This window comes from Acinetobacter sp. VT 511 (assembly GCF_001077515.1).
Lineage (GTDB): Bacteria > Pseudomonadota > Gammaproteobacteria > Pseudomonadales > Moraxellaceae > Acinetobacter > Acinetobacter schindleri.
In genome coordinates this window covers 70,154-84,614 of sequence record NZ_LFRE01000052.1, presented here as the reverse complement: position 1 = coordinate 84,614, position 14,461 = coordinate 70,154, and the positions used below count along the sequence as shown (strand labels likewise).

13 protein-coding genes and 1 pseudogene are annotated in these 14,461 nt (G+C 36.4%); 5 read left to right on the top strand and 9 right to left on the bottom strand.

Annotated features, from left to right (window positions below; all coding sequences use genetic code 11):
- Positions 1-43: 43 nt before the first annotated feature.
- Positions 44-2,173 carry a zinc piracy TonB-dependent receptor ZnuD gene (gene znuD, locus ACS72_RS05260; protein ID WP_048881464.1) on the bottom strand — a complete coding sequence of 710 codons (2,130 nt, stop codon included), beginning with the start codon at positions 2,171-2,173 and terminating at the stop codon, positions 44-46.
- 140 nt (positions 2,174-2,313) lie between these two features.
- Between znuD and ACS72_RS05255 the strand changes: the two genes are divergently transcribed.
- The 5 genes and pseudogenes from ACS72_RS05255 (at position 2,314) to ACS72_RS05235 (ending at position 7,754) form a co-directional block, all read left to right on the top strand.
- A complete protein-coding gene (locus ACS72_RS05255) occupies positions 2,314-3,078 on the top strand; it encodes a DUF4184 family protein (protein ID WP_044112820.1) in 765 nt (254 codons plus the stop codon).
- Between the two features lie 162 nt (positions 3,079-3,240).
- A complete protein-coding gene (gene aspS, locus ACS72_RS05250; protein ID WP_048881463.1) occupies positions 3,241-5,025 on the top strand; it encodes an aspartate--tRNA ligase in 1,785 nt (594 codons plus the stop codon).
- Positions 5,026-5,300: 275 nt separating this feature from the next.
- Positions 5,301-6,168, top strand: a pseudogene (locus tag ACS72_RS05245) (lysophospholipid acyltransferase family protein).
- Between the two features lie 114 nt (positions 6,169-6,282).
- On the top strand, positions 6,283-6,501 hold the full coding sequence (locus ACS72_RS05240; protein WP_048881462.1) for a hypothetical protein: 219 nt from the start codon (positions 6,283-6,285) through the stop codon (positions 6,499-6,501).
- Between the two features lie 299 nt (positions 6,502-6,800).
- Complete coding sequence (locus ACS72_RS05235; protein ID WP_048881461.1) at positions 6,801-7,754, top strand: glycosyltransferase family 2 protein; 954 nt, start codon at positions 6,801-6,803, stop codon at positions 7,752-7,754.
- Between the two features lie 78 nt (positions 7,755-7,832).
- Here the strand turns inward: ACS72_RS05235 and ACS72_RS05230 are convergent, their stop codons facing one another.
- The 8 genes from ACS72_RS05230 to rfbB form a co-directional block, all read right to left on the bottom strand.
- Positions 7,833-8,789: a glycosyltransferase gene (locus tag ACS72_RS05230; protein ID WP_048881460.1), complete on the bottom strand. Its 957-nt coding sequence runs from the start codon at positions 8,787-8,789 to the stop codon at positions 7,833-7,835.
- The gene (locus ACS72_RS05225; RefSeq protein WP_048881459.1) at positions 8,786-9,901 is read right to left on the bottom strand and encodes a DegT/DnrJ/EryC1/StrS aminotransferase family protein; all 1,116 of its coding nucleotides are present in this window, start codon (positions 9,899-9,901) and stop codon (positions 8,786-8,788) included. Before ACS72_RS05225 ends, ACS72_RS05230 begins: the two co-directional genes overlap by 4 nt.
- Complete coding sequence (locus tag ACS72_RS18985) at positions 9,894-10,364, bottom strand: acyltransferase (RefSeq protein WP_048881458.1); 471 nt, start codon at positions 10,362-10,364, stop codon at positions 9,894-9,896. The genes ACS72_RS05225 and ACS72_RS18985 overlap by 8 nt, the downstream gene beginning before the upstream one ends.
- Positions 10,361-10,765 carry an FdtA/QdtA family cupin domain-containing protein gene (locus ACS72_RS18980; RefSeq protein ID WP_048881457.1) on the bottom strand — a complete coding sequence of 135 codons (405 nt, stop codon included), beginning with the start codon at positions 10,763-10,765 and terminating at the stop codon, positions 10,361-10,363. Before ACS72_RS18980 ends, ACS72_RS18985 begins: the two co-directional genes overlap by 4 nt.
- Positions 10,766-10,866: 101 nt before the next feature.
- The gene (gene rfbC, locus ACS72_RS05210; RefSeq protein ID WP_048881456.1) at positions 10,867-11,421 is read right to left on the bottom strand and encodes a dTDP-4-dehydrorhamnose 3,5-epimerase; all 555 of its coding nucleotides are present in this window, start codon (positions 11,419-11,421) and stop codon (positions 10,867-10,869) included.
- Positions 11,418-12,302, bottom strand: coding sequence for a glucose-1-phosphate thymidylyltransferase RfbA (rfbA, locus tag ACS72_RS05205; protein WP_048881455.1), 885 nt, complete (start codon positions 12,300-12,302; stop codon positions 11,418-11,420). Before rfbA ends, rfbC begins: the two co-directional genes overlap by 4 nt.
- On the bottom strand, positions 12,299-13,192 hold the full coding sequence (gene rfbD / locus ACS72_RS05200; RefSeq protein WP_048881454.1) for a dTDP-4-dehydrorhamnose reductase: 894 nt from the start codon (positions 13,190-13,192) through the stop codon (positions 12,299-12,301). The genes rfbA and rfbD overlap by 4 nt, the downstream gene beginning before the upstream one ends.
- Before the next feature lie 3 nt (positions 13,193-13,195).
- Positions 13,196-14,263: a dTDP-glucose 4,6-dehydratase gene (gene rfbB / locus ACS72_RS05195; protein ID WP_048881453.1), complete on the bottom strand. Its 1,068-nt coding sequence runs from the start codon at positions 14,261-14,263 to the stop codon at positions 13,196-13,198.
- Positions 14,264-14,461: the final 198 nt, after the last annotated feature.

The window sequence follows — 14,461 nt, the reverse complement described above, 5'->3', positions numbered from 1 at the left end:
CAGTGAGATCTAGATGATTTGGTCGATTATTTTCGTAGACCTGTTAGAAATCATACTGCACGCCGACAGTAAAGTTGCGACCGACTTGCGGAATATTGGACAGGAATGAGGTATGTGAATAGACCTGATCATCCAGCAGGTTATTGGCTTTGAAATACACGCGATACGCATTATTATCTGCAAGGCTATTGGCATAGCTTAAGCCAACATTCACCATATTATAGCCCTGAGTTTCATCTTCATAGCTGGCAATCTTGTCCTGGTTAAAGACATGATAATACTCAGCCAAACCTGACCAGCCATCGGCAAAGTCTGCTTCTACTTTGGTGCCTAAGCGACCTGCAGGTACACGTGGTGCATTCTCAGCTTCAATCTTGCCACGCACATAGTCCCCAAAGACGCTGACTTTATACATATCATTGATCTGATAACCGGCTTGTGCTTCTGTACCATAGAATCTGGCTTTGTCTTGGGTATATTGCACGCCACGTAAATTACCTTTCTGCGCTACCGTTTCGCCATAGATATAATCATCAAACCAGTTGTGATAGACATGCACATGGTAATCCAGTTTATCCCCTTCATAATGCAGACCTAATTCGAGATTATTTGAAGTTTCTTTATCAAGATCAGGATTACCGAGTTCGTAGGTATTGGTGGCAAAATGTAAGCCATCAGCATAGAGCTCCTGAGCTAAAGGTAAACGCTGTTGGTGTGAACCTACGATTGAAAATTTATAGTTCGGAGCAAACTCCCAATTTGCTGCTGCTGAAGCAGATACGCCTGTTCCAGAATAATCTTTCTGTTCTGAATCTATTTTCACTTTTTGATGATCGACACGCGCACCAAGTTCAACATGCACATCGCCAAGTTGTTTATGTTCCAAAGCAAATAAGCTGTATTTTTGAGTTCTTGTGTCCGGCATTACCACACCTGAACCATGAACATGATGTTCTTCATCATCTTCATCGCCATCTTCATGATGGTCATGCTCTGAAGCGGCAAGATTAATTTTTTGCTGTGAAATCTGGGTTCCAATTACACCTTCCCAGCCTGCAACTGGCACATGCACCAATTCTAAACGACCGTCATAACCTTTGCTTTTAAAGTTACTGATGACTTCATTTTCTTCTAGCTCATCATGTTCATAATCAGTGAAGCTGGCATGGGCACGTAATTTCTCAAAACCCGCAAAAGGCTGTTCCAGCTCGGTGCGTACTTCATAACGTTCAGATTTTAAATCTACCCATGGTCCACCATGCTCTTCATGGGCTGGTGCATCTGAATCATCAGGTGTTGGACAACCATGAAAATGATCACCATGTAAGACACAGCCATGATATTCATGACTATGACCGGGCAAGCCATACTGATCCTGACGGTTACTATAAGATAGACCAACAAAACCACGATCATGAATCCATGATCCGCCAATATTGACTGTTTGTCCTTCTGCAAAAGTATTATCTACACGGCGTTCTTTATGAAAGTGGGAGTGATCTCCATGCGGCTCTTCGACCACATAATCCGGCGCAATATAATCATTGGCTTTACGCTTTGAGCCTTCTACACGCAAAGCAAAATTTTCACCAATACCCGCTGTCACACCAGCACTTGCCAGTTTTTCGTCACTACCTGAGTTATAACGCAGGCCGACTGTACCTTCCAAACCATCTTCAGGCATCTGGGTCGGAATTTTTTGATCGGTGACATTCACCAACCCACCGACTGTACCGGCACCGTAAAGTAATGTAGATGGACCGCTAATCACTTCTACCTGCTTCGCCAGAATCGGATCGACGGTGACAGCATGATCCGGAGACAAGGTCGAAACATCAGCAGTTTCTGAAGCATGCTGCAACACTTTCACACGTGGGCCATCCTGACCTCGAATGACCGGACGACTTGCACCTGTACCAAACTGATTTGAATAGACACCCAATTCATCTGCCAGTGCATCACCAATAGTCGTCGCACGCTCAGATAATGCTTTTTGATCCACCACATGATCCGCAACCGCAAAATCTGCTGCGGTTTGTATCAATGGATGGGCCTGAACCTGGATGGTTTCCAGCGTTTGTACAGCTACTGTCGCTTCTTCTTGTTGTGCGAATGCTGATGGCGTAATAACCGCAAAAATAGAGAGTGTTATTAAATTCTTATGAAAAGACATGACCCAAGCTCAAAATGACTAAAATAGAATAATGTTATAATATAACATTTCATTATTTTTGCAATCGTTTACGATAACCAGTGATATATTTTATTAGAATGCTCTTTGAATATTTTTTATTACATTAAAACATTATTTTTATGCCCTTTACCTTATCGCATGCTGTGCTTGCTCCACCTATTTCACGTTTAAGCGGTAATAGGCTACCTGTTGCTGCGTTAGCGATTGGCTGTATGGTGCCCGATTTACATCGACTGTTTACTTCGAGCAATTCAAATATCACGCATTTATGGTCTTCGCTGATTCATCCAGACCTCTGGATTGGGCTGGCTTTCTGTAGCATCTGGTATCTGGTTTACCGGCCAGTAACTTACCGTTTCATCGGCATTCAGCATGATTTAAATATTTACAGCATCCTTTCAGCTTTAAGATTCATCTTGGCGATGTGTCTAGCACTGATCATCGGCACAGCCACTCATTTAATCTGGGATGGTCTGACCCATGTCGATTTTCGGACTTTTGCCTTCCATGAAATCTTAGCGCAACAGTTTCAGTTATTTGGACAAATTTATCCGCTGCACCGGATTTTACAGATTGGCACCTCTTTTCTAGCCTTACCTTTTATACTGTGGATGAGTGTGCATTACTATAAAAAGCATCGCCAATATCTCGCAGTCAGCCTAAAAATCAAGTCTTTTGCTTGGGGCTTATTGCTCTTTTCGATATTCACCGGCCTATTTTCTGTTTGGGATTATGCACGTTATATCTCTACAGAGGTCTGGCAATCGGACCTCTATTATTTTACTGGACGATCTATTAATGAATTTAGTCAGGGCTTCCTAATCACATGCAGCCTAGGCTGTTTACTGTTTTTATTTTTGGACAGAGGTCGCAGGATGGGTTAGATAAAGCGCTGGCTTTTCGTCTATTCACTTTAAAATGATATTGTTTTTGACCCAGGTTCTTGTGACTACATGCCCAAAGAGGCATAATCCTACCTTTACGAAAAGCGGTACGCTGTTTACGTATTCGCTGACCTTAAACCATATAGTTGGATTTTTAACGCTATGATGCGAACTCATTACTGCGGTTCATTAACCGAAGCTCAAATTGACCAAACCGTAACATTATGCGGTTGGGTTCACCGTCGCCGTGACCACGGTGGTGTAATCTTCCTTGACATGCGTGACCGTGACGGTCTTGTTCAAGTGGTTATTGACCCAGATACTCCTGAAGCATTCGCAACTGCCGATAAATCACGTTCAGAATTTGTATTAAAAATTACAGGCCGCGTACGTCGTCGTTATGCAGGGACTGAAAACGCAAATATCACCAGCGGTCAAATCGAAGTTCTTGGTAAAGAAATTGAAGTTCTTGCTGCGTCAGAAACTCCGCCATTCCCATTGAATGACGAAAATACCAACATTTCTGAAGAAGTACGTTTAAAGTACCGTTTCCTGGACATCCGTCGCCCTGAAATGTTAGACCGTTTACGTTTCCGTTCTAAACTGACTAACCTGATTCGTAACTACTTCGAAGAAAATGGTTTCTTAGACGTTGAAACTCCGATCTTAACTCGCGCGACTCCTGAAGGTGCACGTGACTATCTAGTACCAAGTCGTGTTTCTAACGGTAGCTTCTATGCGCTTCCACAATCTCCACAGCTGTTCAAACAGTTGTTGATGGTGGGCGGTATCGATCGTTATTACCAAATCGCAAAATGTTTCCGTGATGAAGACTTGCGTGCTGACCGTCAGCCAGAATTCACCCAGATCGACGTTGAAACATCGTTCATGAGTGACGATGACATTATGGATTTGATGGAAACATTGACGATCAAGATGTTCAAAGAACTTCTAGACGTTCAATTCGAAAAATTCCCACGTATGACCTACGCAGATGCAATGCGTGACTATGCATCTGATAAGCCAGACTTACGTATTCCTTTGAAACTAGTTGACGTTGCAGACCTCATGCAAGACGTTGAGTTCAAAGTATTTGCAGGTCCTGCAAAAGATCCTAAAGGTCGTATCGTTGCGCTTCGCGTACCAGGCGCTGGTTCACTGCCACGTAGTGCAATTGATGAATACACTAAATTTGTTGGCATCTACGGCGCACGCGGTTTGGCTTACATTAAAGTCAACGAACTTGAAAAAGGCATTGAAGGTCTTCAATCTCCAATCGTAAAATTCATCGAGCCAATCGTGCTGGATCTATTGAAACGTGTTGGCGCTGAAAATGGCGACATCGTATTCTTCGGTGCAGATAAAGCGAAAGTTGTAAACGATGCCATGGGTGCACTTCGTGTGAAAATTGGTCATGACATGAAACTTTCAACTTGTGAGTGGGCGCCACTTTGGGTTGTTGATTTCCCAATGTTCGAAGAAACTGATGATGGCAAATGGACCTCTGTTCACCACCCATTCACGTTACCAAAATCTAGCGTTGAAGAAGTGAAGAACAACCCAGGCGCAGCGCTTTCTGTTGCTTACGATATGGTGCTTAACGGTACTGAAATCGGTGGTGGTTCACTACGTATTTACAACCTAGAAATGCAAAAAGCGATCTTTGAAGCACTTGGTATTTCTGAAGAAGAAGCAGAAGAGAAATTCAGCTTCTTGTTAAATGCCTTGAAATACGGTGCGCCTCCTCACGGTGGTTTGGCATTTGGTCTTGACCGTTTAGTGATGCTTATGACAGGTGCATCATCTATTCGTGACGTGATTGCATTCCCGAAAACTAAAACGGCTGAATGTCCATTGACTCAAGCGCCAGCGCCAGTTGAATCAAATCAACTGCGTGACCTTGGTATTCGTTTACGCGAAAAACCAAAAGCTGAATCTCAAGAATAATTCTTGAAGATTTAAGTAAAAAAGCCCTGCTCTGTGCAGGGCTTTTTTATCACTATGTTAGCGACTCATTTTTTATATTTTTAACTAGGGCTTTGAGTATAAAAAAATCTTATCCTCTCAGTATGAAAATATAGATAAATTTTTTTAAGCTATTTTTCACAATATTTTATATTAACTATTAAGTTGCTTTGCTATTTTTGATAATCTCTTAGATTTTTAGGAACTTATATAATTTTCAAGATTAAACCCGCCTATTAAAGAGTCTTTTTTAAAATATGTATTTTCTATTAACTTTTTTAGCTATATTACCTTTACGCATTTTACAATTATTCGGGTACATCATTGCTTGGTTTTTATATCAAACTAATTCATCTATTCACCGTATCACGCATATTAATATTCAACTTGCTTATCCTGAACTAAATGGTAAACAACAACAAAAAAACCATTAGAAAAAGTATTCAAAGCCAATGTTTAAGTTACTTAGAATGTATCAAGTTTTGGGGAATGTCTACTGATTACAACCTTTCACGTATCAATCAAATTTATGGCATTGAACATTTCAACCATGCCATCAATGAGAAAAAAGGTGTGATTGTCGTAGTTCCACATTTGGGAAGCTGGGAATTACTAAATGCATGGCTTTGCTCACAAACACAACCCATGATCATGTATAAACCGAATAGAAATAAAGACATCAATCGCTATATTTTGCAGGCTCGCCAGAAAACGAATGCTATTTTAGTCCCTGCAGATGAAACTGGTATAAGAGCTATATATAAACATTTAAAACAAGGTGGTCTTACTGTTATTTTGCCAGATCATATTCCTAAGCCTTCGGGCGGCATCTATGCAGATTTTTTTAAACAAAACGTTCTTTCAGGAACTATTGTTCCCAAATTAGCTCAAAAAACACAATGTAATGTGGTAGTCATAAGCTGTATTCGTACCAATCGACACAGCTGTTTTGATATTCACTGTAGTTCTATATCGAATAATATTATGTCTAAGGATCTACAAACCAGCGTACTTTGCCTGAATCAACATATGGAACAAATGATTGCAACAATACCTGCACAATATATTTGGTCATATAAACGCTTCAGAAACTGCTATGGTAATCATAACCCATATAAAGCTTAAATTTCCCTAGGTAATTTCTAACTAATGTATAATTTTAGAAAAATAGAATAAATTGAGATTCAGGCCTAATAATGGCATAATCTTGTTATTCTTTTAAGATGTGGATTGTCTCCCATGGCGATGCGTCCTGCTGTCCGTAACCGTGGCATCATGCTGATTGTATTCTCAGTCGTTCAATGGCTATTTATGCGCTATATCCTTGCCAATAATCTTTTCTCTTTAGACACCAATGATCGTATTGTCTACTTCTGCCTTAGCAGTATCATTGGTGCATTTCTGATTTTTGTGGGTTTGATTTATATGGTGTTGAAAGGGAATCCTGAGAAGGATTAAATCTTTTGCAACTATTTATATATGGCTTAAAAAATTTTTAAAGTTATTACTGAGTTTCATTCAAAATTTTACTAAAGCAGCAGTCATATAATTACCTTTTTATGACAAAATGAGTTATCTTCCAACCTATTGTTTAAGCTTTTAGCTAAGAATCAATATTATGTCATTTGCTTAACCTATGAGAAATCCACTAAATACGATTAGTTCATTTTATTTAATGTATACAGTATCTTTCTAAAATTTATAAAGTCTTATATGATATATTCCAAAAGTTTAAAAATAAATTATGGTTTATATTAATGGTAGAAATTTCTGTTGTTGTTCCTATTTACAATGGTATTCAATATCTTGAAAAATTAGTAAATTGTCTTTTAGATTCGACTTTTAAAAACTTAGAAATTTTATTAATAGATGATTTTTCTACTGATGGAAGTTATGAATTTTTAGAAAAAAAAGTACAAAATGATATTCGATTTAAACTAATTCGTAGAGATAAAAAAAGCGGGAATGCTGTTTCAGCTATGAAATATATTTTGCCATATTGTAAAGGTAAATATTTTTTTTACTTATCACAAGATGATTTCTTTGATAGAGATTTTCTTGAGAAACTGTATAAAAAAATAAAAGAGTCAAATGCAGATGCTGTTATACCAAATATGATTTGGTTTAAAGAGGAAGGAAAAAATAATATAATATTGCCACCTAATAATGACTATAATTATTACTTAAATGGATCAGAAGCTTTCGAATTATCTTTAGATTGGAAAATACATGGATTTAGTTTAAGAAAAATAGAATTACTCCGAGAAATTGGTTTTGATGATTCTTACTTCATTGGGGATGAAATAACAACAAGAATTTTTTATTTTAAATCAAAAAAAATAATTTTTTGTGATACAAATTTTTATTATAGAATAGATAATGCCAATGCTTTGACAAGAAAGCTTCGCCCAAATTTAGTTGATTTTATAACGGGAGATTTAATTTTATTAGATTTTATAAGAAACAATTATAATAAAGAATCTTTATTTTTTGAATATTATGACAAAACCCTTAAAAAGACATATAAGTTATTAAAAAATATAAATAAAAAATTTGATATCCTTAATCAACATGAAAAAGAAGAATTTTTGCATAGATTAATTCAAATCGAGAAGGAAATATTTGATATATATATAAAAAGTCAAAAAAGAGGTAAAATTTCTTGGTTTAAAATAAAATTTTATATATCAAAATTGAAAAAATATTGTTAGCTCTATCATAGAGATAAACCATAGAGTTTAAGGGCTTATCTCTATAACTATTAAGAGTAGGATGTATTTAATTCATTATTAAATTTTTCCTCTAAAACGTTTACCTAAATATTTAAAAAATAATGGTAACGTAGATGTTCTTATAGCTTGAAGGAGTAAAGGACAAGTTTTTTCACCTTTCACAAAAGCATATTCGAGATCCATTTTTAATAATTTTACTTTTATTTTTTGGATTACAGCTTTTTTTAAGCTATCATCTTGAATAAAATTTGAATCTAATAGACGTTGTAGCAATACTGGCTTCATAATTTTCAGTGATTTTTCTAATTTTTGAGCTTTACTTAAATCTTTATGCTGTATGACATTAGATATACCGATATCTATTCGATAATCTACTAAAGGTTTATCTATATATAGTAAGCCATTTAAAATAGCACTGCGGTAGGCTAAAATAAGATCTTCATATGCACTTAACTCTTTTATTTCACCAAATACTGTGAATAAAGATTTATGCCAAGCATGAGATGCACCAATAATTAAACTTCTACTTAGTGCACAATCTGAAACAGCATGCCCTAATTGCTCTATAGGTGGAATAAAAATATCAAGCAGCTCTCCATCAGGAGTTATCTTATTTACAGAAGAGTAAACAGATGTTGGCTGGTGTTCAGCTAACCTATACGCTTCTATTGTTTCAGTCACACGATTAAAATGAGAAATATCATCACCAGCAGCAATTACAAGAAGTTCTGTATCAACCAAATTATTTAAAAGATTAATATGTTTGATTAACCCTTGATTTATAAGATTCTTATTAAAAAAAACTTCATGAGGTCCATCATATGTTTCTAAAATTTCCTCAATGATCGAAACAGTTTTATCTTTTGAACAATCATCTGAAATAATGATTTTCAGAGGACTATAATCTTGATTTAATATAGATAGAACTGCTTCTTTTATATATTTTTCTTGGTTATAGCAAATGAGTACCATTGTTACAGAGGGAGCTGAACGCTTATATTGAATATCCATCATTTACAAAAACTCGTAATTTTTTCACACACAAACATTGCTTCATTTTCATTCAAAAATGGTGAAATTGGTAAACTTAAAACTTCATTGTGGATTTTCTCAGTTATTGGAAATCTTAAATTATTCCATTCACTATAAGCATATTGTTGATGGGGGGGTATAGGATAATGAACTAATGTTTGAATATTATTTTGACTTAAATATTGATGGAATTTTTTACGTTGTTTACAGCGAATGACATAGAGATGCCAAACATGATTTAAGTTATTAGTAATATCTTCAACTTTTGGTAATATCAGACTACTAATATCTTGTAAATTCGTTTGATATATATGAGCAATATTACGTCTTGCCTTAATAGTATTGTCAAGATATTTTAATTTTATATTCAAACATGCAGCCTGAATCTCATCTAAGCGACTATTCACACCTTTATACTTATTCACATATTTCTCATGTGAACCGTAATTTCTCAAAGCGTTCAAAAGTTCTGCTAGTTGATCATCATTTGTTGTAACTGCACCACCATCACCTAACGCACCTAAGTTTTTACCTGGATAAAAACTAAAACCAGATGCATCACCCCAATTACCAGCTCGTTTACCTTCAATTTCAGCACCATGAGCTTGAGCTGAATCTTCTAAAACTAATAAATTATATTTTTTAGCAAGTCGAGTAATACTTGGCATATCTGCCAATTGACCATATAAATGAACAGCAAGTATAACTTTAGTTTTTGAAGTTATTTTTTGCTCAATTAACTTAGGATCCAAATTATATGTATTAATATCTGGTTCGACTAAAACAGGCTTTAGATTGTTCGCAGAAATTGCTAAGATACTTGCAATATATGTATTAGCAGGAACAATAACTTCATCCCCATCATTTAACTTTCCAAGCTCTTTCCATGCGCGAAGAACTAAAGTTAAAGCATCCAAGCCATTTGCAACCCCTATAGCATGTTTGGTACCACAATAATTTGCAAAATTATTTTCAAACTGGCTCAATTCATTGCCATTAATATACCAACCTGAATCAATTACACGTGTACAAGCTGTGATTAGCTCTTCACGATACTGAGCATTAATTTTTTTTAAATCTAGAAAGTTAATCACGTTGAACTTGTCCTATAACTTTTGCAGGGTTACCAGCTACAATTGAAAACTCAGCTACATCTTTTGTTACTACAGCACCAGCACCGACTAAGCTATATCGACCAATCTTTAAACCTGGTAAAATAGTAGCATTAGCACCAATAGATGCGCCTTTTTCTACTAATGTTGATAAAAAATGATCAGGATACTGTTTTGATTTAGGTTTTTTGTCATTAGTAAATGTTGCATTTGGTCCAATAAATACATCATCCTCTATGGTGATTCCATCCCAAAGAAAAACTCCAGATTTAATAGTCACATTGTTTCCAATAATGACGTCATTTTCAATTAATGTATGAGCACAAATATTACAATTTTCCCCGATTATTGCCTGCTCTAATATAACGGAAAACTGCCATATACGTGTATTGTCACCAATCTTTTCTGAACTTACATCACTCAATGGATGAATAAAAAAACTCATTTTTTATCCTTTATAGTTTTTAAAAATTCATCATAATCACGGATATAATCCGACTCATCATAAAAATTATCTGCTAAAACCATTAAAACACAATCTTCAGAAAAATCAGACATTTCTCGCCATATACAAGACTCTATTAGCAATCCTTGTGCAGCATTATCTAATAAAAAAGATACTTTTTCTTTGCCATCATCTAAAAGAAAACGACAAGAGCCTTTTACCGCAATAGCAACCTGTTTTAATTCTTTATGTGCATGAAAACCACGTGTTACACCTTCTTGTGTGTCAAAAATGTAATACACTCGTTTGATTGGAAAAGGAATATTTTTATCTTGCTCTAAAGCTATTAATGATCCACGATCATCACCATGTGCTTGTAAAGGTATAAGTTTGATCTGCATAAAACCTACATATAAATGCTATATAAAATGATTTAATAATAAACTAACTATGTATTTTTACTTATTGAAATACATATAAAAAGTTCCTAAGGAAATATAACTTAAATATTTGAAAAAGAAGCTGCCAACTCATCCTTTTTATTCAACAAGACTTCCCCTACTTCATCTAAAGGCCATTCAATTGCAAGTGCTGGATCATTCCAGATAATCACCCCTTCGCTTTCTTTATTATAATAATTGGTAGTTTTATAAAGAAACTGAGTATTATCTTCCAGTGCAATAAAGCCATGTGCGAATCCTTCTGGAATCCAGAACATGGTTTTATTTTCTGCACTCAGCTCGGTACCTACCCATTGACCATAGGTTTTTGATTCAGGACGAATATCTACAGCTACATCCCATACTTTACCCTGCACTACACGTACAAGCTTACCTTGTGCATAAGGAGCATTTTGATAATGTAGACCACGTAACACACCCTTTTGCGATAAAGAATGGTTATCCTGAACAAAATTCGGGATCGGTAAATTCAACTCTTTAAGAGCTGCTTCAAATCGTTGCTGATTGAAACTTTCCATAAACCAGCCACGATCATCTCCAAATACATTTGGGTGTATGATGACTAGACCTTCAATTTTCGTTGTTTCAACTTTCACTTCGACTCTTCCAGCAACTTAAATAAATATTGACCGTATTCTGTTTTCTTTAGAGCATTTGCACTTTCAGTAAGCTGCTCTCTCGAAATCCAACCTTGTTGAAAACCGATTTCTTCAAGACATGCAACTTTGAGAGACTGACGTTTTTCAATGGTATAAACAAATTGGCCGGCTTCTAACAAAGATTCATGTGTACCGGTATCTAGCCAAGCAAAGCCACGCCCCAGGAGCTCTACGTTTAGGGAACCGTCTTGCAAATAAGCATTATTAATATCTGTAATTTCAAGTTCACCACGTGCCGAAGGTTTAACCTGCTTAGCAAAATCAACCACGCGATTATCGTAAAAATACAGACCTGTTACAGCATAAGGAGATTTCGGTTGAGCTGGTTTTTCTTCAATACTCAACACCTTACCAGAAGGATCAAATTCAACCACACCAAAACGTTCTGGATCTGTCACATGATAGCCGAAAACAGTGGCACCATTTTCAACTTCACTCGCTGCTTTCAACTGCTTACTGAAGTTTTGTCCATAGTAGATATTATCACCTAAAATCAGGCAAACATGATCTTCACCAATAAACTCTTCACCAATTAAAAATGCCTGTGCCAAGCCATCAGGCGAAGGCTGCACTTTATAACTAAGTTCAATCCCAAATTGTGAGCCATTTCCTAATAATTTCTCAAAATTTGGTAAATCTTCAGGAGTTGAAATAATCAGTACTTCACGGATACCAGCCAGCATTAACACCGATAGAGGATAATAGATCATCGGTTTGTCATAAATTGGTAAGAGCTGCTTCGATACACCTTTGGTAATCGGGTGCAATCGGGTTCCTGAACCACCTGCCAATATAATACCTTTACGTTTTAAACTCATTTCCCCAGTACCTCTATCACTGTTCTTTGTACATGTAGTTTCCAATCTGGTAAGCTAATTTGGAAAGCCTGCTGAATTTTTTGATTATTTAATCTTGAATTATGTGGCCGTTTTGCTGGTGTAGGATATGCAGTTGTTGAGATTGGATTCACTTTTTGAATAGCCAGCTCAGCACCTAAGCTCTTTGCCTGTTCAAATACATAACTTGCATATTCAAACCACGAAGTTTCTCCACTGGCTACTAAATGATAAATACCTATTTTAGTTGGATCCTGCAAAGTTTGAATAATCGCATGAGCACTGACATCAGCAATTAACTCGGCTGAAGTAGGTGCACCAATCTGATCATCAATAATGGATAACTCTTCACGCTGCTGCGCTAGAGCAAGCATTGTTTTCAGGAAGTTTTTACCTTTCTGTGCAAATACCCAAGAGGTTCTAAAAATCAGGTGATGACATTTAGAATTCTGAATTACCTGTTCACCCAAGGCTTTGGTTTTGCCATATACATTAAGTGGTTCAACTACATCTGCTTCATTAAATGCGAGCTGGCCCGCACCATTAAATACATAGTCGGTAGAATAATGCACAAAGAGTGCACCAGTTTCAGCACATGCATTGGCAATTTTTTTAACAGCCTGATGATTGACCAGATCAGCCGTTTCCTGATCGCTTTCAGCTATATCTACCGCAGTATAAGCACTCGCATTCACTACAACATCGGGGGACAACTCTAAGATTGTTTGATAAATCTGGTCCGGCTGAGTTAAATCTCCAGACCATTGGTTCATGCCATTGCGGTCAAGTGCAATAACCTCTCCTAATGGAGCTAAAGCACGTTGCAGCTCCCAGCCTACCTGACCATTTTTTCCTAGTAATAAGATTTTCATGGTTTAACCTTGGTATTGTTTTTCTAGCCAGGATTTATACTCACCACTTTGTACATGTGAAATCCATTCCTGATTATTCAAATACCATTCAACTGTTTTACGCAGGCCGGTTTCAAATGATTCTTCAGGAACCCATCCTAATTCTTCTTTAATTTTAGAAGCATCAATAGCATAACGTACATCATGCCCTGGGCGATCTGTAACATAGGTAATCAGGTCGGTATACTGCTGTATACCTTGTGGTTTGTTCGGGGCTAGCTCTTCAAGTAAAGCACAAATACTATGTACTACTTCAATATTGGCTTTTTCATTATGACCACCAATATTATAGGTTTCACCTACCATACCTTCTGTTACGACTTTATATAAGGCACGAGCATGATCTTCCACAAATAGCCAGTCACGGATTTGTTGACCATTTCCATATACTGGTAAAGATTTACCTTGTAACGCATTTAAGATCATTAAAGGAATTAACTTTTCCGGGAAATGATAAGGTCCATAATTATTGGAGCAATTCGTGACTACAACTGGCAGTCCATAAGTACGATGCCAGGCTCTTACTAGATGATCTGAACTTGCTTTAGATGCCGAATACGGCGAGCTTGGTGAATAAGATGTTGTTTCAGTAAACAGATCTGTGGTTCCTTCCAGATCACCATAAACTTCATCAGTTGAAATATGATGAAAACGGAATTTATTTTTTAATTCTTTAGACAGATTTGACCAATAATTTCTAGCAGCTTCAAGTAGCTGATAAGTCCCAATAATATTGGTTTCTATAAAAGTAAAAGGGCCTGAGATCGAACGGTCTACATGCGATTCTGCAGCAAGGTGCATTACTGCATCAGGCTGATATTCAGTGAAGATGCGATCAAGTGTTAAACGATCACAAATGTCAGTATGACTGAATTGATATCTTTTATTATTTTCAACAAGTGCAAGAGATTCAAGATTTCCTGCATAAGTCAATTTATCAATATTTAGAACATGGTGCTCAGTATTTTGAATAATGTGGCGAATAACTGCTGATCCAATAAATCCAGCTCCACCAGTTACAAGAATTCTCAAGGGCCCTCCAGATATATCTTTCGATATTAAATTTTTCGGGATTTTACCATATATGTCATCTTTACCTATCTTTGCTCTGATAGTTTCATACATTAATTCTATATTTACCGATGGACCAATCAAATTGAACTATCAAGAGATGATTGCAATCACAATTTTTTTACAATTAAATTTTAGAGATAAAGCAGGAATATTTTT

Excerpts from the sequence above, each read along its gene's own strand:
- ACS72_RS05230 (WP_048881460.1), bottom strand. The coding sequence starts at position 8,789 with ATGATGGATATTCAATATAAGCGTTCAGCTCCCTCTGTAACAATGGTA.
- ACS72_RS18980 (WP_048881457.1), bottom strand. The coding sequence starts at position 10,765 with ATGCAGATCAAACTTATACCTTTACAAGCACATGGTGATGATCGTGGA.
- aspS (WP_048881463.1), top strand. The coding sequence starts at position 3,241 with ATGATGCGAACTCATTACTGCGGTTCATTAACCGAAGCTCAAATTGAC.
- znuD (WP_048881464.1), bottom strand. The coding sequence starts at position 2,173 with ATGTCTTTTCATAAGAATTTAATAACACTCTCTATTTTTGCGGTTATT.
- ACS72_RS18985 (WP_048881458.1), bottom strand. The coding sequence starts at position 10,364 with ATGAGTTTTTTTATTCATCCATTGAGTGATGTAAGTTCAGAAAAGATT.
- rfbA (WP_048881455.1), bottom strand. The coding sequence starts at position 12,302 with ATGAGTTTAAAACGTAAAGGTATTATATTGGCAGGTGGTTCAGGAACC.
- rfbD (WP_048881454.1), bottom strand. The coding sequence starts at position 13,192 with ATGAAAATCTTATTACTAGGAAAAAATGGTCAGGTAGGCTGGGAGCTG.
- ACS72_RS05240 (WP_048881462.1), top strand. The coding sequence starts at position 6,283 with ATGGCGATGCGTCCTGCTGTCCGTAACCGTGGCATCATGCTGATTGTA.
- ACS72_RS05235 (WP_048881461.1), top strand. The coding sequence starts at position 6,801 with ATGGTAGAAATTTCTGTTGTTGTTCCTATTTACAATGGTATTCAATAT.
- ACS72_RS05255 (WP_044112820.1), top strand. The coding sequence starts at position 2,314 with ATGCCCTTTACCTTATCGCATGCTGTGCTTGCTCCACCTATTTCACGT.